General features: G+C 44.7%; 14 protein-coding genes. 5 read left to right on the top strand and 9 right to left on the bottom strand.

The genetic code is table 11. From position 1 onward, the window contains the following. Positions 1-5 precede the first annotated feature (5 nt). Positions 6-2,168: an alpha-galactosidase gene (locus tag AC6IZR_RS04325; protein WP_497848865.1), complete on the bottom strand. Its 2,163-nt coding sequence runs from the start codon at positions 2,166-2,168 to the stop codon at positions 6-8. 162 nt (positions 2,169-2,330) lie between these two features. On the opposite strand from AC6IZR_RS04325, the gene AC6IZR_RS04320 reads away from it, so the two are divergent. The 5 genes from AC6IZR_RS04320 (at position 2,331) to AC6IZR_RS04300 (ending at position 7,947) form a co-directional block, all read left to right on the top strand. Next, a complete protein-coding gene (locus AC6IZR_RS04320; RefSeq protein ID WP_497848864.1) occupies positions 2,331-3,164 on the top strand; it encodes an AraC family transcriptional regulator in 834 nt (277 codons plus the stop codon). A 67-nt stretch (positions 3,165-3,231) separates the two neighbouring features. Then, positions 3,232-4,239 carry a LacI family DNA-binding transcriptional regulator gene (locus AC6IZR_RS04315; RefSeq protein ID WP_497848863.1) on the top strand — a complete coding sequence of 336 codons (1,008 nt, stop codon included), beginning with the start codon at positions 3,232-3,234 and terminating at the stop codon, positions 4,237-4,239. An 8-nt stretch (positions 4,240-4,247) separates the two neighbouring features. Beyond that, positions 4,248-5,189, top strand: a complete 942-nt coding sequence (birA, locus tag AC6IZR_RS04310) for a bifunctional biotin--[acetyl-CoA-carboxylase] ligase/biotin operon repressor BirA (RefSeq protein ID WP_070587220.1) — start codon at positions 4,248-4,250, stop codon at positions 5,187-5,189. A gap of 963 nt (positions 5,190-6,152) precedes the next feature. Then, the gene (locus AC6IZR_RS04305; RefSeq protein WP_497848862.1) at positions 6,153-7,256 is read left to right on the top strand and encodes an ABC transporter permease; all 1,104 of its coding nucleotides are present in this window, start codon (positions 6,153-6,155) and stop codon (positions 7,254-7,256) included. 1 nt (position 7,257) lies between these two features. Next, entirely contained in the window at positions 7,258-7,947 is a 690-nt protein-coding gene (locus tag AC6IZR_RS04300; protein WP_070587216.1) for an ABC transporter ATP-binding protein, read from the top strand. 184 nt (positions 7,948-8,131) lie between these two features. Here AC6IZR_RS04300 and AC6IZR_RS04295 read toward each other — a convergent pair whose 3' ends face one another. From AC6IZR_RS04295 to AC6IZR_RS04260, 8 genes are all read right to left on the bottom strand, one after another. After that, positions 8,132-9,457 (bottom strand): sensor histidine kinase, encoded by a 1,326-nt coding sequence (locus AC6IZR_RS04295; protein WP_497848861.1) that lies wholly within the window; start codon positions 9,455-9,457, stop codon positions 8,132-8,134. After that, complete coding sequence (locus AC6IZR_RS04290) at positions 9,454-10,107, bottom strand: response regulator transcription factor (protein ID WP_049491949.1); 654 nt, start codon at positions 10,105-10,107, stop codon at positions 9,454-9,456. The genes AC6IZR_RS04295 and AC6IZR_RS04290 overlap by 4 nt, the downstream gene beginning before the upstream one ends. A gap of 72 nt (positions 10,108-10,179) precedes the next feature. Further along, positions 10,180-11,556, bottom strand: a complete 1,377-nt coding sequence (locus AC6IZR_RS04285; RefSeq protein ID WP_497848860.1) for an ABC transporter permease — start codon at positions 11,554-11,556, stop codon at positions 10,180-10,182. Positions 11,557-11,568: 12 nt separating this feature from the next. After that, entirely contained in the window at positions 11,569-12,210 is a 642-nt protein-coding gene (locus AC6IZR_RS04280; RefSeq protein ID WP_070506320.1) for an ABC transporter ATP-binding protein, read from the bottom strand. Between the two features lie 6 nt (positions 12,211-12,216). Then, entirely contained in the window at positions 12,217-13,479 is a 1,263-nt protein-coding gene (locus tag AC6IZR_RS04275) for an ABC transporter permease (protein ID WP_070506324.1), read from the bottom strand. 459 nt (positions 13,480-13,938) lie between these two features. After that, on the bottom strand, positions 13,939-14,577 hold the full coding sequence (locus AC6IZR_RS04270) for a YesL family protein (RefSeq protein WP_070506327.1): 639 nt from the start codon (positions 14,575-14,577) through the stop codon (positions 13,939-13,941). A 104-nt stretch (positions 14,578-14,681) separates the two neighbouring features. Beyond that, positions 14,682-16,244, bottom strand: coding sequence for a type 2 periplasmic-binding domain-containing protein (locus tag AC6IZR_RS04265; RefSeq protein ID WP_070506330.1), 1,563 nt, complete (start codon positions 16,242-16,244; stop codon positions 14,682-14,684). 9 nt (positions 16,245-16,253) lie between these two features. Further along, a complete protein-coding gene (locus AC6IZR_RS04260) occupies positions 16,254-17,150 on the bottom strand; it encodes a carbohydrate ABC transporter permease (RefSeq protein WP_049475288.1) in 897 nt (298 codons plus the stop codon).

Below are 17,150 nucleotides of genomic sequence, written 5' to 3'. Positions count from 1 at the left end.
TCCTTTTATTTTTTGACAAAAACATATTGTTTAGTGAGGAAATCTCCCTGAGGAAGAACGACGGTTAAGCCGGCGTACATGAGCTCAGCTCCTGAATAGACTTGGTCCGTCCCTTTTAAGCTATAGAGCGCATCTTCTTCCAATCCTTTGAGTTTCAGGGTCGGCTCGATCTCCTCAACCGTTGATAAGACCCGTACATAAGTTACAACCGTGCGATCTTGATAAGTGAACTGGACGGCTGCTTGATTGCTACCTTGGCTTGGATTGATCAAGCGGTAGTGTTGTCCGAATTGGACAACTGGTCGAATGGTTTTGTAGTGAGCGACTTGAGATGCGATCCTATCCAACTCTTCTTGAGAAAGGCTGGTCAGATCCAATTCATAGCCAAGATTTCCCATCATGGCTACATGCCCACGCGTTTCAAGCGGTGTGATCCGCCCCATCTGGTGATTTGGCACAGCTGATACGTGGGCTCCCATGGAAATGGTTGGATAGAGGTAGCTAGATCCATACTGGATGGGAAGTCTGGCCATGGCATCCGTATTGTCACTTGCCCAGACCTGAGGGAAGTAACGCATCATACCCAGGTCATTGCGACCACCACCACCTGAGCAAGACTCGAAGAGGATGTTCTCGTACTTCTCTGTTAAGGAAGAAACCACTTCATAGAGACCCAAGATATAAGCATGGGATTGCATCTTGGTTTCAAGGTAGGTTTTACCATTTCCAAGTTTGGTGATATTGCGGTTCATATCCCATTTGATATAGTCGATCTCATGCTTTCCAAGTAAGTCATCCAAGACCTGCTTGATATAAGAAACCACTTCTTTATTTGCGAAATCGAGTACTAGTTGATTCCGTGAATAGGTGTGTTCATAGCCTGGGACTTGAATAGCCCATTCCGGATGAGCCCGGTAGAGGTCGCTATCAACAGAAATCATTTCTGGCTCCACCCAAAGGCCAAATTGAAGTCCCTTGTCATGGATGCCTTGGATCAATTCTGCTAGGCTTCCTCCTAATTTTTCTTCATTAACAGTCCAGTCACCGAGAGCCCGGTTGTCATCATAGCGATTGCCAAACCAGCCATCATCAAGAACGAAGAGTTCGATTCCCGCTTTTTGAGCCTCATCTGCCAGCTCCAATAATTTTTCTTTCTTAAAATCAAAGTAGGTCGCTTCCCAGTTGTTGATGAGAATTGGACGTTCTTTATGAGCAAAGGGGCTAGGAATGATATGGTCTTGGACAAATGCTTGACTCTCTTGACTGAGACCAGTCAATCCCTTATGGGAGTAGCTAATCATGGCTACCGGCGTATCAAAGCTCTGATTCGGTGCCAACTCCCAGGAGAAGTTTTCTGGATTGATTCCCAATCCAACGCGAACTTCATTGAGTTGATTCTTTTGAACAAATCCTTCAAAATTCCCACTGTAGAGCAGTTGGAAGGCAAGGGCAGAACCGGCATCTTCTGTCACTTCATGGTCAGCAAGAATGAGGGCTGGAGTCTGGGCATGTCCAGAAGCACCACGGTTGGAGCTGATGGAGAAGATTCCTTGTTCCACTTGTTGACGGCGGACTGTTTTTTCTCTCGCATAGGCTCCTTGAAGGGTGATGACATCGTAGTCACCTGCTGGGATATCGGCCAACACACTAAGAGCCTTGTGGATCACAACGGTTTCATCACTCCAGTTTTCAATCTTTGAAAAGCTAGTGATGGTTGCCCGATCTTCGTAGGCTGTGTAATAGAGGGTCAAACGCAGGGCCGCTTGATCATCTTCAAAGACCAAGGACAAGGTTTCAGCACTATCTACTGTATGTGGATTCGGAAGACCAGTTGCCTCGACACTGCCAGAGTAGATATTGGCTCCGACATAGAGGAAATCCGTCACCTCTGTGGCACCGTGCTGGATTTGAATAGACGGCTTTCGAAAATCTCCAAGCCCATGCTGTCCCAAAACCTGACGCTGGGTATCTAGACTAAAGATGCGATTGTCAGGTGTTGGATTTCCAGAGAAAGCATGATCCTTCTCATGTACGGTATTGGAAAAATGATAAGACGGGATCGGACGTCCCAGATGCTTGAGCATTAGGTAGCCATCTCGATTTTCAAGGATCAGGCTCAGTCCCTTACTTTCTACATAGAACAAATTCTGTTCAATACGAATTGCCATATCTTCCTCCATTGGACCCCAAAAAAATATCACTATGTATTTTTATATTCAGTTCCAATATTTTTCTTTTTTTACATGTCTTTATTTTACTTGATGTAAACGCTTTCGAAAATAGAATTTTGTTGGACATATATGGTAAAATGTTAGGTAGGAGGTTTCCCTATGTTAGTCTTTTCTGAATACCAAACTGATACCATTGACCTAGCCCTTGATTTTTATGGCTACGAAGATTGTCCTAAAAACTATGAATTTGGTCCTAGCGTTCGGGATAATTTTGTTCTGCATTATATCACCAAGGGAAAAGGTGTCTTCCGCTTCAATAAGAAAGTAATCCACCTTGAAGCTGGGGATCTCTTTCTCCTTCCCAAAAATAAGGTGACCTACTACAAGGCCGATGCAGAAGAACCTTGGTCCTACTACTGGATTGGCATCAGTGGCACCAAGGTGAGCGATTTCATGCGTTTTTCAACCCTGCATGAAAAAGGCTTTTTAAAGAAAACAGAGGTGGAAACAGAAAAGATCGGCCAGTTTATGGAGCGACTCGTCCATAAGGCGGAAGCAGCGAAGCTGTCCCCACACTACCAACTCCACCTACTCTCGCAGATCTATGAACTGCTTTATCTCATTGGAGAAATAGCTCCCAACGTACAAAAGAGCTATCTCTCTCCGACCTATCAACTCTACCTGACCTGCAAGCATGTGATTGAGACGCATTACAATAAAGAGCACTTGAGTATTCAAGAGATCGCTGATGACCTCAATGTCCATCGCTCCTATCTGACAACTGTCTTTAAGGAGTTTCACCAGATCTCTCCCAAGGAATTCTTGCACTCGGTCCGCATGCAGCGTGCCCAACAGTTACTGACCAATACGGACGAAAGCATTAAGATTGTAGCTTACTCAGTGGGATTTTCAGATCCCCTCTATTTTTCAAAGGCTTTTAAGGCCTATAGCCAACTGACTCCTAGCCAATATCGCAACAAACATAAAATTTAGTAAAATTTTATTTCTTTTTACTAGTTTTTAGAGTATACTGGAAGTAGAAATCAATAAAGGATGAACTATGGCAACGATTAAAGACATTGCGGAAAAAGCAGGCGTTTCTCAGGCAACGGTCTCTCGCGTCCTCAACCAGGATGCGACCTTATCGGTCAGTGAAGACACGCGCAATCGGATTCTTCGCATCGCTGAGGACCTGCATTACCAAAAGAAAAGCCGCAAAACAACGCCTCAACCAGTTGAGGATTTTCATAAAATCGTCATCTTTGAATGGTACACGCGTGAAGAAGAATTAGATGACCTCTACTACTATGCCATTCGGATGGGGTTAGAAAAACAAGCCCAGGAATTAGGCTATGAGATCTTTCGTATCTTCAATAATGACGATTGGTCCTTGATTCAAGAGGCAGACGGCATCATCGCTCTTGGGAAATTCAGTCCCAAAACCATTCGAGATCTAGAAAGCTACGGCAAACCCCTTATTTTTGTCGATAGCAATACCCTCTATTTAGGCCACTCCTGTGTGACGACCGATCTAGAAGATTCTGTTATCACCGCTCTCGAGCATTTCCTTGAGCATGGCCACAAGGAGATCGGGCTCTTGGTCGGGCAGGAAGAGACAGCAGATGCGACACCACTTCAGATGGATCCCCGTCAACGGACCTTTCAACAGTATCTCACGGAGAAAGGGCTTTATGAGGAGCGCTTTGTCTCTGTTGGGCAATTCTCGACCGAGTCGGGTTATCAGATGATAGAGCAACTGATTCAAGCATTGGGTGACGACTTGCCAACTGCCTTTTTCATGGCTAGTGATGCCTTAGCTGTCGGAGCCCTGCGGTCCCTTCAGGAGCACCAAATCGCAGTTCCTGATCGCGTCAGTCTCATTTCCTTCAATGATACTTCCATCGCCAAGTATGTCTTTCCTGCCCTTTCTACAGTGACCGTCTACACAGAAGAAATGGGCAAGCAAGCCATTCAAATGTTGCGACAGACCTTTCAAGGGAATCAACCAAGTGTTCCCTATATGGTCAAATTAGCTACCAAACTAACTATTCGAGACAGCAGTCGCTAGGAGGTACTATGAAAACACATGAAATCCTCTTTCAAACCCTTTCTCAGGCAGATGATTATGTCAACGGGGAGCAGCTGGCGCAAGAACTAGGCGTTTCCCGTACCTCTATCTGGAAGGCCATCCAACGACTAGAAAAAGATGGGGTCGTCATCGAGTCCCTCAAAAAGAAGGGCTACAAACTGGTCTCAGGCGATATTCTGCTTCCTGAAGTGATCGCAAAAAATACCCAATTGACTGTTTCCTTAAACGAACAATGTAGCTCCACCCAATTGGATGCCAAATTAGGCATAGAAAGCCATCAAGAAGGCAAGGCGCTCTATCTGGCCAATTCGCAGGCTGCTGGAAAAGGCCGCTTTGGTCGGGACTACTACTGTCCCGATCAAGGGGGCATCTACATGTCCCTTCATCTCAAGCCTCAACTGCCCCCTGCAGAGCTCCCTCCTTATACCCTCATGGTCGCTGGAGCCATCTACAAGGCTATTAAAAACCTGACCCTGATCGATATCGATATCAAATGGGTCAATGATATTTACTACCGCCATAAAAAAATTGGGGGAATCCTCACCGAAGCTATCACCTCGATTGAAACCGGTCTTGTCACGGATGTCATTATCGGAGTCGGTCTCAATTTAGCCATCCCTACTTTCCCAGAAGAGCTAGAAAGTAAGGCTGGTTCCTTATTTGAAGGACCTTGTCCCATCACCCGCAATGACCTCATCAGTGAGATCTGGAAAGAATTCTTCCAAACGGATGTCGATGAACTGGTCTACCTCTATAAAGAACGCTCCTTGGTCTTAGGACGAACTGTCACTTTTGAGCAGAACCAACAGACCTATCAAGGCCTTGCCAAAGACATCTCTGATACCGGCCAACTCTTGGTCCAATTAGACAATCAAGAAGAAATCTGGCTCAATAGCGGAGAAATCTCCCTCAAGCAGTGGAATCTATAAAACAGAGATCACAACTCACAAAAGAGTCTGAGACAAAACGCTGTCTCAGACTCTTTTGTGTGAAGAAATATCAAAAATTTTTAAACCAATTCTTGATAAATTCTAAGCATATATCTAGTAGGAATTTGATAAATAATAATACAATTCCAATCTTCACAAACATGTAATATTTAAATGTGGTGTCATCAAATTCACTAACAAAAATCGGAAAGGTGAGAATTTTAGATGGACTGATAAGAAAATAAAGTGAGATACAAATGGATAAAACCAGCGCTACTATAAAAATTTTTTTATGTATTTGCATTTTTTACCTTTTCCTTTCTTGGTTTACAACATTAAATACCAATCACCAATTTTATATAGCCTGATTAATTCTTTCATTCCCCTTTCTAACAGGCTATTTTATAGTTCTTACACCTTCATCATATACAAATTTCAAAATAATACAAGTCTGTTTTTCTAATTATTTTCATGACATAATAATAAAGTTTGAATATAAACAAAAAAACTCAGTAACTATTCCAACAAACTCTATAAAATTAACTTTTTAGATAGCGCCATGATATATTTAAGCTACTAAACAGTTCACTTCAGTATGTTTTTTGCCCTACTTTTTAATCATGATATTGTAAATACCTAAAAGCGCCTTCCGAAATTCAATTAAATTTCAACATTTTTAATTACTCTCAATATGAAAGTTCTTTCCAAATCCATGCAGGGGGCATCTAAATCAACAGGAAAAGCCTTGAAATCAAGGCTTTTTTTTCTTGTCTATAGCAGATTTATTTTTGTATTCATTAACAATTAATAATTGAGAATCAAATTGAACACAGTAAACAAATACGATTCCTTCATACTCTACCAAACACCATCCCCCTATTATCCCTCCACTTATGGTATGATGATAGAGTATGTTTAGGTGCCAAGCTACTTGAGCACCTCCGTGCTAAAAGGAGAACGAATATGAAAATCGCATGGAATGAAATGAAATACCAACCCAAGAAGTTTATCCTGATTGAACTCCTCATTACCATCCTCATGTTTATGGTGGTGTTCTTGTCCGGTCTGACAAATGGACTGGGGCGTTCAGTATCGGCCCAAATCGATAACTATGGGGCCCTGCACTACATCCTTTCGACGGATTCAGAAGGGATTATCCCCTTTTCAACTATTACGGCGAAGGATTTAGATGAGGTCCAAAAGATAGAGGGGATGGACTATTCGGGTTTGTCCATCCAGCGGGCAACCGTCTCAAAATCAGAGGATTCCAACACTCTGGATATCACCTACTTCGCGACCGATCACAATGAAGAAGAAATCCTCAATCCAATCATGGAAGATACAGACCTCAAGATCTCCGACTTAAAGAAAAACGAGGTCATTCTGGATAGTTCTTTCAAAGAGGACGAGGGAATCCAAGTCGGCGATCAAGTGATCGATAAAACCTCTAAGCAAAAACTCAAGGTCGTGGCCTTCGCGAAAAATGCCAAATACGGCTACAGCGAGATTGGCTTTATCAGCTCTGAAACCTACACAGGCCTGCGGCAAAAAACAGATCCAAGCTATCAATGGCAAGCCCAAACCCTTGTGACCAAGAAAAGCATCCCTTCTAGTGATCTAGCCAGCAATTTGATGGTGGCGGATAAGAAGCAGGTGATCGATAAAATCCCTGGCTACAAGGCTCAAAATCTGACGCTACGGATGATCACGTGGGTGCTCTTACTCGCTTCTTCTGCTATCCTAGGGGTCTTCTTCTATATCCTCACCCTGCAGAAGTTGAAACAGTTCGGTGTCTTGAAGGCTATTGGCATGTCCATGAGCCAGATTACCTATGTCCAACTATCCCAGCTCACCATTATCTCCCTCATCGGAGTGCTGCTGGGACTTGGCTTGGCAACCATAATGGCGCCATTTTTACCCAATAGCGTCCCTTCCTTTATGACCCTGAAGGACAATCTCACCATCTCGGTTAGCTTTATCCTGACTTCTATTTTGTGTGGTGCCTTGTCCCTTGTCAAAATAAAAAAAGTAGATCCAATCGAAGTCATTGGTGGAAATGGAGAATAAGATGGCCATTATTGCATTAGAAAATATCAGAAAATCCTACGCCGATGGTAGCCAGATGCACCATGTCCTCAACCAGCTTAATTTAAGCGTCGAACCCAACGAATTCGTCGCCATCTTGGGCCCTTCAGGATCCGGTAAATCCACTCTCTTAGCTATCGCTGGCTTGCTTTTATCAGCGGATGAGGGGCAGATTCGTATCGCTGGCCAAGACTTGACCGGCCTCAACCAAGGCCAGTGGACGCAAAAACGGCTGGAATTGCTCGGCTTTATCTTTCAAGACCACCAGCTCCTCTCCTATATGAAAATCGGTGACCAGTTAGAACTGGTGGCCAAATTAAAAGGGGAAAAGGACAAGAAAAAACGCCAAGAGGAAGTCAAAGCCTTGTTGGCAGATCTTGGCATCGAAGCTTGTTACCACCAATATCCGAATCAGATGTCCGGTGGGCAAAAACAACGGGCAGCCATTGCTCGGGCCTTCATCGGAAATCCACAGGTCATTTTAGCCGATGAACCAACGGCTAGCCTAGACCCTGATCGGGGACAAGAAATCGCCCAATTGATCCAAAATGAAGTCAAATCTAAAAACAAGAGCGCCATCATGGTGACCCATGACCGCTCCATCCTGACCTATGTGGATACCATTTATGAATTAAAACATGGCCAACTGCTAAAGGTAGAAAAGGTTGATTAAATACAAGAGAGTGGGACAGAAATCGGTAGTTCGTTAGAATTCGATTTCGTCGTCCCACCTCCGCACAGTTGAGTAGGGCTGTAAAAGCTGATGAAATCAGCGTAGTAGAGCCCACTCAACCACTGCGTCTTGCTCAACAAACCAAAAATAATTGAGAGGCTAGGACTTTTGTCCCAGCCTCTTTTTATTCTTGTGGATCTTTGGGCAACTCCATACGGAAGAGCAAGCCCATAGCCGTTTTATCAAATTGATAAGCTAGTTCTTCATGATCTAGCAAGTGTTGGACCACAAAGAGCCCTAGGCCACCTTCCTTCTTCTGGCGGCTAGCGGTCATTGGCATCTCAGCAGTCTCTACCATTTCCTGGCTGGTATTTTCAACCGCCAAGTGCGTCCCTTCCTCTTCGAGGCGGAGCTGGATCTCTCCACCGGCATCCGAATGCTTAACGGCATTACTGATGACATTTGAGAGGACCAATTTCAGAATCGCTGGGTCCATATAGACTGCTTTGTCAGGAATCTGATTGTCAATCGTGAGCGCGCGGGATTGAGCCAAGACCTTGTACTGGTCGAGGATCTGTTCTAAAACTTGATCCAGCTGGATCCAATCCTTGTCTCCGGCCAATTCTTGGACAGAGGACAGGGACAGGATTTCTAGGACGATCTGGTTCATCTCATCGACGATATCGAGGGAGACCGACAGGTAGTGGTCCCGGTCCTTGTAGCGGCCGATCTTATCCCGCATATTTTCAAGGATAATCTTTAAGCTGGCCAGAGGGGTCTTGAGCTCGTGCGAGGCCCCCCGTAGGAATTCGACCTTCATCTGCTCCAACTTCAGATTTTCCTGTTTCTGCTGCTCTAGATTGTCGATCACCTCTAGGAGATGGTGATAGAGGTCGTTGATCTGTTGCTTGAGGACGCCGATCTCATCCTGTGAATGAATGGGGAGACTGGCTGTCCGATCCAAGCGCTTCATCCGCTTGGTCATCTGCTTGATCTCCAGGATCGGAGCAGAAATCAGGCGGGCATAGAGATAGGAGGCAAGCAGTGACAGAACAAAGGAAGCAAGGAGACTATAGGGAAGAAAGCCCAGACTGATGTCCCGCGCTTCCTTTTGCGAATCGACGGTCGCTAAGAATTGCAAGGTCAAGTCCTTCCCCTCTTTGGTCTGAATTTTTCGCTCTTCAATAACCAGAGAATTGTTCTGGCTGTCAGGGTTCAGGAGCAAGTCATCCTTGACCTCTAGGGCATTTTGTTTTTCCTTGCCCTTAATCGAGACCTTGATATCATTGGTTTTGGAATAAAGGTCGATGACCGACTCAATGGTCCCTTCTTCCTGGCCTTGGAAACTCTTGGCTAGGGCCTGTGATTTCTTCAAAATCGTCTGGCGCTGAGACTCGATATAGGTCGACGGGAAAATAAAGTAAACCGAAGCATGTAGAAGGATGACTAAGCCACTAAATAGGGCAAAGGTTATCAGAAAGATCTTTGCAAAGATACTTCGTTTGGTCATGGTCTCTCCAATTTATAGCCGACATTGCGTACCGTAACGATACAGTCCAGCTCTAGTTTTTTTCGTAGTTCCTTGATATAGACATCGATCACCCGGTCAAAAGGAATCTCCTCTGTCTCCTTCCAGACGGCATCGAGGATCTGAGAGCGGGTCCGTGCCTTGCCCTCATGATGGAGCAAGTATTCCAAGATTTCCAACTCCTTGGCATTCATAGAGATGGCTTGCCCAGCTAGACTGGCTGTGTAGCTCTCAAAATCCACCCGTGCCTCTCCATAGGTGAAGACCCGGGAAGGCTGGAGCTTTTTAAAAATAGCTTCGATACGGACCTTTAAAAGTGACAAGGAGAAAGGTTTTTCCAGGTAGCCATCTGCCAACTCTCCAAAGGCCGTCAACTTATAGTCCTCGTCATGGAAGGCCGTCAGCATGAGGACAGGGACTGAGCTGGTCTTCCGGATGGTCTTAAGGACCTCCAAGCCATTGAGGATAGGGAGCTGGATATCCAGCAAGACCAGATCTGGCGCCTCTCTGTGAAAGAGGTCCAGGGCCTCCTGCCCATCTCCTGCTTCAAAGACTTCATAACCACATTCCATGAGATAGTCGCTCATCCCTTCGCGAATCAGGACTTCATCTTCTACGATTAGTATCTTCATACACTTTCCTTTTATCTAAGAAACTTCTTCTACCTCCTATTATACCCTATTTCTATTTTAGGAAACAATCTCTTATTCGACATCCACCAAGAGATCTTTTGGTTTCTTATGCAAGAGCCATTGAGAAGAAAGGATGGATACGAGAATCAAGAGGAGGCCGCCAACCAAGACAATCACCAGCAATTGGCTCGGTTGGATGTCCATATGGAGGTCTGTCAGGGTCTTACTGAAGCTTTCTGCCTCAGCTCCTCCACCAAGGTTGGCTGCAGAGGATTCTTGAGCCATTTGTTTGGCAATGCCACTGGTTACATTTTTAAGCACCGTATCTCCCACTGCTTTGGCAAGAAGACCTGCGACTCCATAGGAAAGGAGGAAGGCTGGGATGGAAATCATGACTAATTCTGCCACGAATTGTCTCGCAATCTGTACCTTAGAAAGTCCTAGAGCCAATAAGATTCCCACTTCTCTGCGACGGGCATTTAGCCACAAGACGAGGAGAAGGGTGAGAAGCAAGCTAGCAAAGATAAGGCTACCGATAAACAAGTAGTCCGCCACTTGGAACATGCTGCTGATAGATTTTTGCAAGGCTGGGTAGTTAGAAGAACTCTTGACTAGGTCATAGAGGTTCCAGTCAATGTCGAGTGCTTTGATTTTTTCGATCAAGGCATCCAGGTCCTGATCCCCTTTGGCAAAGAAGGTCGCATCCTCATAGGTAGCTGTTTGGACGGTATTGCCGTAGAGCTTGGCAGCTGTATCCAGGTCAGAAATGAGGGTATCTTCATACAACTCTTGGGCGTAAGTTAGAGGAGCTTGGTTCTTCCCTGAGAACAGACCCTTAATGGTCACTTCGACGGTTTCATTGGCCCCTTTTTCATTGTCAGCATCGTAGAGATTGGACTTGAGACGCACCTTATCGCCCACCTTGAGGCCATTCTTTTTCGCCAAATCTTCGTGCATGAGGATTTGATTTTTGTCCTTATCGGTCAGGTGCTCTCCTTGGACCAGCTTGTAGGCTCCAGAGACAAACTTATCTTCTTTAGAAGAGTCATTGACCCCCGTCACCATCAGGGTGTTTTTAAAGTATTTGGCCCGCTCTGGAGATTGATTTTGCAGGGTTTCTTCAGTCTCAATGATCTCGTGGTCTATGATATCTGCGATGGCATTGATCCGCCTGATGGAGGAAGTGATCCCCTCTACCTGGCTGATTTTTTCAATATCTTCTCCTCTGAGATTCCCAGCTCCCCGAGGGGTTCCCGGATTGGTCCTGCGGTTGATCTGCATGGAGAAGCTATTGGTGATGGATCCCAGACTTTCCGATGAAGCTTTTTGGGTCGCTCCCTTCATGGAGAGTCCGATCAAGCTCAAGGTCCCCATGAGGAGAATGATGGCAAAGAGCAAGAGAGACTTGGGCCATTTACGTGTGATATAAGCAAAAGCATTGCGCAACATAGCATTCCCTCCTTACTTGCTCTTCTCAACGAGGCTACGGCGACTCAATTCCAAGACCACATCGGAGGCCTCTGCCACTTCCTTACTGTGGGTGACGACGACGACACATTTTTGGCGTTCCTTGGCCAACTTCTTCAAAATGGCAATGATGTCACCGGCTGTTTGTTCGTCAAGGTTTCCTGTCGGCTCATCTGCCAAGATGACAGGCGCTTCTGAAACAAGCGCACGCGCAATAGCCACCCGCTGTTGCTGCCCTCCAGATAGTTGCAGGACATTGCGTTTGATTTGCGTTTCGTCCAATCCCAACTCCAAGAGAATGTCTTTCCCAGCTTGTTTGTTGACCAGACGGACATTTTCAAGTGGCGTCAAATAGTCAATCAGATTGTAATTCTGAAAGACCAGGGAGACATGGTGCTTGCGGTGGTAGCTAGACCCTTTGGTCTGGATGTCCTCCCCATCAAAGAGAACCTGCCCCTTCTTGGGATTGTCCAGACCAGCCAAGAGTGAGAGGAGGGTCGATTTCCCTGCTCCAGACTGACCGATAATGCTGTAAAATGTCCCATTTGCGAACTGATAGTTCACGTCTGAGAAGATCTCTTCTTGGTAGCTTTGGTAACTATAGGATACATGTTTGAGTTCTAACATAGGTGTCATTTCTCCTTAACTCATTTTTGTTAATATTTCTTTTGGACTCTTACGCCAGATCATGCTGGTCGTTACACCGAGCGACAGAAGGATCAAGCACAAGAGGCTAGCATAGGCAATTCCTAAGGAAAGGCCTTGAGGGATTTGGTTGAGTAATTCTAGAGTCTGCTGTTGACCCGTCTGTCCGACAAACTGCTCTAAGAAACGATGGCTGACCATCCGACCGATGAGAAAGGCTGGGATCACTGCTAGTAAGGATACCAGCACCACTTCCAAGAGGAACTGTCTAAAGATCCGGCCCTTGCTCTTCCCAATGGATAAGAGGACCCCGATTTCGTGGATCCGCTCCCGTGTCCAGAGACTGAGTAAGAGCGATAGGGCACCAGCTCCTGTCACCAGGAGGACGATCATCATGATCCGTACCAGGCCTTCTAAGGTCTGAGAGGATTCCTTCATCTGGTCAAAGGCCTTGCGATCTTCGACCACGCGTAGCAATTGCCAATCCAGATCCAAACTTTTGACTTGCTTCAAGAGGGCATCGATTTTCTCAGGATCTTTGACGCCAAAGGTGACCTGGGTCACTTCTTGCTGACTGAGACCAAGAAGCTTAGTCGCATCCTCATAAGGGAGGTAGACTTGGTTTTCACTCAAATCAGAGGTCATTCCTGTGAATTTTTCCTGTTTCTTACCCGAAAAGATCCCAACGATTTTAAAGGTTTGCTCTTTGGTAGGAGTCTCCCCCATCTGAAAGCTGGATAAGGTCAAGGAATCTCCGACCTTTAGCTTGTTCTTCTTAGCCAACTCTTCGTGGATCAAGATCTGTCCGCGAGCCTTGTCGGATAAGTGTTTGCCTTGCACCAGTTGGAAACTGCTACTCCGGAAATCCAGGTGATGGTCTGTCTTCTGAGTAAAGACAGCACCTAGCGCTTGCTTGGCTTCCTGACCCAGATCATCCCGCTCTACCGACTGCTGTCCAGTCACCGCTTCTTTACCAAGAATACGAACGGGACTTTCATATTGAGGAACCATGGATCCTACCCCAGCTAACTGCTGCACCTTTTCAGCTTCCTTCAGAGCAAAGGGAGTATCCCCCTGCTTACTGGTCAGGGCAAAGCTAGTCCCAGCCGACTGTTTGATATGGTCCTCCAGCCTTCCTCCCACTTGCATCAGTGAAAAACAGAAATACAAGCAAGAGAGGATTAAGAGGAGAATCAAAAAGAGAACTAGATTCCTCGTTCTTTTTCGAGAAATATAGGCGATTGCCTGTTGTAAGAGCATGATCTCACCCTCCATTTCAAGGTCCACGACAATACAATGTGGACGCTTTCATCATTTGTTATAGTTATTATAGAAAAGAAATGTGAAATGTTTATGAAATAGAAAAAGTTTCCTAGATTTTCTAGGAAACTTCGGATTGAGAAAAAGTCACCAGAGAAACTTTCCTTAGGTGAGGTCGGACGTCAGCGAACTTCTTCGAAGTTCCATGACTTAGTTTTGGACCTAAAGTTCCAAAACTCCCGAGTGCTAGAAACAATTATGTTTCTAGCACTTTTCTCACAGCGGAAAGTTTCAGCATATGTTTGAATAAGGCTAAAAGTCTATATCATTTATTCTTTTCAGCATCACTTAGTTTTTTAGCAAAAAAAGTTGTGCTACTCTCTATCGTTTCCTAAAAACTAGGAAACTTTATTCGATTTAAATAATATTCTGTAAAACATACGTCCCACTTGCTTGACTTTATTTTTCAAAGATTTCTCTTTCTTGGATCCTTGAAAAGATATGATCGGTCAGTCGAACATTCAAGAAGCTCCAAAGAGCAAAACCACCAAAGGTAAAGAGATAAATAGCTGTCAGTAACCGTTCAGGACTACTGAGACTGATATAAACCACTGCCAGATTGAAGAAGATAAGAAAGATGATTTGAATAGGATTTAAGAGAGCAATGAGGAAACTATTCAGACAGACCTTTTTTGTAGGATCTTCAAAGAGGCCGATATAAGGGAAGATCAAGGTCATCCCTCCACATAGAAGGACGATAAAGGGAAGCAAGATCCAAATCCCATACTCACTTAAGAAAGCCGTATTTGAAAAAAGACAGTAATCCAGATAAAGAAGGGCAGATAGTCCTAGGCAGGTCAGCCAAATCACCGTCGCTTGCTTGAAATTAGCTCGAAAGAGACGGAAAAAATGAAAGACGAGATCCGTATCTTCCCCTTTCAACAAGCGGTGCCACATGGTTGCTAAAGCCGTAAGCGATGCACCGATCGTGAGAATCGGAAGGCAGCAAACGATAAACAAGGTATTCAAGATAATGATGTCTGTCAACCGGGTCAAAGTCTTGACCAAGCGTCCATCCAATGAAAATAATTTTTGCATCTTCTTCTCCTTGTTCTTCATCTCAATTTCTGCTACTTCCTCTAGGGAAGCACTCAGGGGCTCTACGCCCCTGAGTTACTTACTTGAATCCATTTAGCCCCCTGTTACTTCACTTCTTTTTGGTAACGATCATAGGCATCCTGTTGAATCTTCATAAAGTCATCAATGCCCATCTTCTTCAAGGTTGCTTTGTAATCATCCCAATCCTTTTCGACGCCACCTTCTACTACCCATTTAGAAGCTTGTTGGGTAACATAGGAGTTGATATCGACATAAATAGAGGACAATTTGTTCAATTCTTCTTGAGAGTAGATGACATTTGGATAAGCTGGCAAAGCATATTGTTTCAATTCTTTGTCCATCTTCAATTTGAGACCATCACCTTGTGTTTGGTCGATGTCGACATGACTATTGATATCATCTGACACATATTTTGGTCCAAAGTCACGAAGGGAATTGATCCAAGCCCATTCATCGGCAGATTTACCATCTTTTGGAGCCAAGACCTTGTACTTATCGCCATCTTTTTCAGTCGCAATACCAAAGGATCCATAGAAGTTTTGGATGCTGGCATCATCCGTGTAGAATTTATCCAACCATTTGAGCAATTTTGCAGGGTCCTTGCACTTATTCGTGATCAGGATTTCATTGCGTCCATAGTTCAAATGATCTGGGTCAGAAATGACATATTGTTTGCCATCTGGGCCTTTCAATGCTGGAAGAGGAGCATATTCGCTGGCATGTTGGCCAAAGGTTGCATCTGCTGTCCAACCACTTGATACACCGACACGCGCCACTCCCTTGTCCATCCGTTTGGCAACAGACATGGAGGTATCTTCTGTAAAGAGTTCAGGGTCGATCAAGCCTTTCTTGTAGGCTTCATGCATAGCCGCTATCCCTTGTTTATAACTTTCTTCCGTCCGGAGGTAGACCGGTTTGCCATCTTTGACGGACATTTCATAGGTATTATCTCCACCCAGACGGTTGTTGAATGGCAAGATATAAGAGAAGGTCGGATCAAAGTTACCAGAGCCAAATGGAATTTCATCATTGACATCCCCATTGCCATTAGCATCCTTGTCCTTAAAGGCTTGTAAAACAGTCACCAATTCGTCATAGGTTTCCGGCATCTTCAAGCCAAGGTTGTCTAACCATTTCTTATTAATAAAGAGCTGGTTGCCGACGATTGGCCGCATTGGCAATTTCTTAGGTAGGCTGTAAATATGACCATCTGGGTTGGTCACCATAGCTTTTAATTTTGGTTCTTTTTCAAAGGCCTTGTTCAAGTTGGGCATATTATCCTTGATCAAATCTTCCAATGGAATGAACATATTTTGGTTCTGAGCGATTTCAGAATCCGTGAAGGCATTGGATCCCAAGAAAGCATCTGGTAAATCTCCACTGGCAACAAGAACGGATTTCTTATCAGACCAGTCTGCAGCCACCATGGTATCCCATTTGATCTTGATACCTGATTCCTTGGCTGAATCATCTAGAAAACCTTTGTGATAGTCTTCCCCCCAATCCGACCAACGAACGGTCGTGATCTTGAAGGTATTTCCATCATTCTTGTCGTTGCTTGATTTATTTGTGGAAGCTCCACAAGCCGTCAAGCCAGCTAAAGCAGCTGCTCCAAAGAGCAGATAGGCAAATTTCCTGTTTTTCATGATCTTCTCCTATTCTTTCAAGGCCCCTATCATGACACCTTGATTAAAGTATTTTTGGACGAATGGATACAGCATCATAATCGGTGCTGTTGAGATAACGATGGCTGCATATTTCATCATATCAGCCTTGATACGGAGGTCAGAAGCTACCTCCCCTGTTGCTTGCGATTGCAACATTTGATTACTAATTAAGAGACGGCGCAGGATCAGTTGTAGGGGTTGGAGATTTTCATTGGTCAAATAAATCAGGGCATTGAACCAAGAATTCCAGATCCCTACTGCTGTCCAAAGTCCAATAACGGCAATAATAGCCTTGGACAAGGGGAGCACGATCTTTCTGAAGTAATGAATGGTTCCGCACCCATCGATCTGGGCGGCTTCCCACATCCCTTCTGGAATACTATTGTTAAAGAAAGTTCGAGCTACAACGATATTGTAAGGAGATACTGCAAACGGTACAACCATCACCCAGAAGGTGTCTACCAATCCCAATTGTTTCACTGTCAAATAAATGGGAATCAAGCCCCCAGAGACGAACATAGGAACGATAAAGAAAACACTGACCCATTTCTTAGCAAAGAGGTCCTTTCGCGACAAAGCGTAACCAGCCGGGATATTAATGACCAGGGCAACGATGGTCCCTACAACCGTGTAGAGGATGGTGTTGAGATAGCTCTTTAGAAACAAAGGCTGTTCAATCAAGCGTTGATAGCCATCTAGTCGCCATTCCCTCGGGATAAACCAAACCTTACCAGTTGCCACATCAGACGGATTACTGAAGGAGGCAATAATGACAAACCACAGAGGGTAGACAATCAAGAGAATCAAACAAATCGCTAGACCATAGATAAAAACATCAAAGAGGATTTCTGACTTGGTCTTTCTCGCATGTTGAAACAATTTCAC

The sequence above is a fragment of the Streptococcus mobilis genome, from assembly GCF_059727625.1.
The sequence above is the reverse complement of the archived record's forward strand: the minus strand, read 5'-3'. Positions and strand labels throughout refer to the sequence as shown.

Coding starts and splice junctions, on each gene's coding strand:
- AC6IZR_RS04325 (WP_497848865.1), bottom strand. CDS start 2,168: ATGGCAATTCGTATTGAACAGAATTTGTTCTATGTAGAAAGTAAGGGA.
- AC6IZR_RS04320 (WP_497848864.1), top strand. CDS start 2,331: ATGTTAGTCTTTTCTGAATACCAAACTGATACCATTGACCTAGCCCTT.
- AC6IZR_RS04315 (WP_497848863.1), top strand. CDS start 3,232: ATGGCAACGATTAAAGACATTGCGGAAAAAGCAGGCGTTTCTCAGGCA.
- birA (WP_070587220.1), top strand. CDS start 4,248: ATGAAAACACATGAAATCCTCTTTCAAACCCTTTCTCAGGCAGATGAT.
- AC6IZR_RS04305 (WP_497848862.1), top strand. CDS start 6,153: ATGAAAATCGCATGGAATGAAATGAAATACCAACCCAAGAAGTTTATC.
- AC6IZR_RS04300 (WP_070587216.1), top strand. CDS start 7,258: ATGGCCATTATTGCATTAGAAAATATCAGAAAATCCTACGCCGATGGT.
- AC6IZR_RS04295 (WP_497848861.1), bottom strand. CDS start 9,457: ATGACCAAACGAAGTATCTTTGCAAAGATCTTTCTGATAACCTTTGCC.
- AC6IZR_RS04290 (WP_049491949.1), bottom strand. CDS start 10,107: ATGAAGATACTAATCGTAGAAGATGAAGTCCTGATTCGCGAAGGGATG.
- AC6IZR_RS04285 (WP_497848860.1), bottom strand. CDS start 11,556: ATGTTGCGCAATGCTTTTGCTTATATCACACGTAAATGGCCCAAGTCT.
- AC6IZR_RS04280 (WP_070506320.1), bottom strand. CDS start 12,210: ATGACACCTATGTTAGAACTCAAACATGTATCCTATAGTTACCAAAGC.
- AC6IZR_RS04275 (WP_070506324.1), bottom strand. CDS start 13,479: ATGCTCTTACAACAGGCAATCGCCTATATTTCTCGAAAAAGAACGAGG.
- AC6IZR_RS04270 (WP_070506327.1), bottom strand. CDS start 14,577: ATGCAAAAATTATTTTCATTGGATGGACGCTTGGTCAAGACTTTGACC.
- AC6IZR_RS04265 (WP_070506330.1), bottom strand. CDS start 16,244: ATGAAAAACAGGAAATTTGCCTATCTGCTCTTTGGAGCAGCTGCTTTA.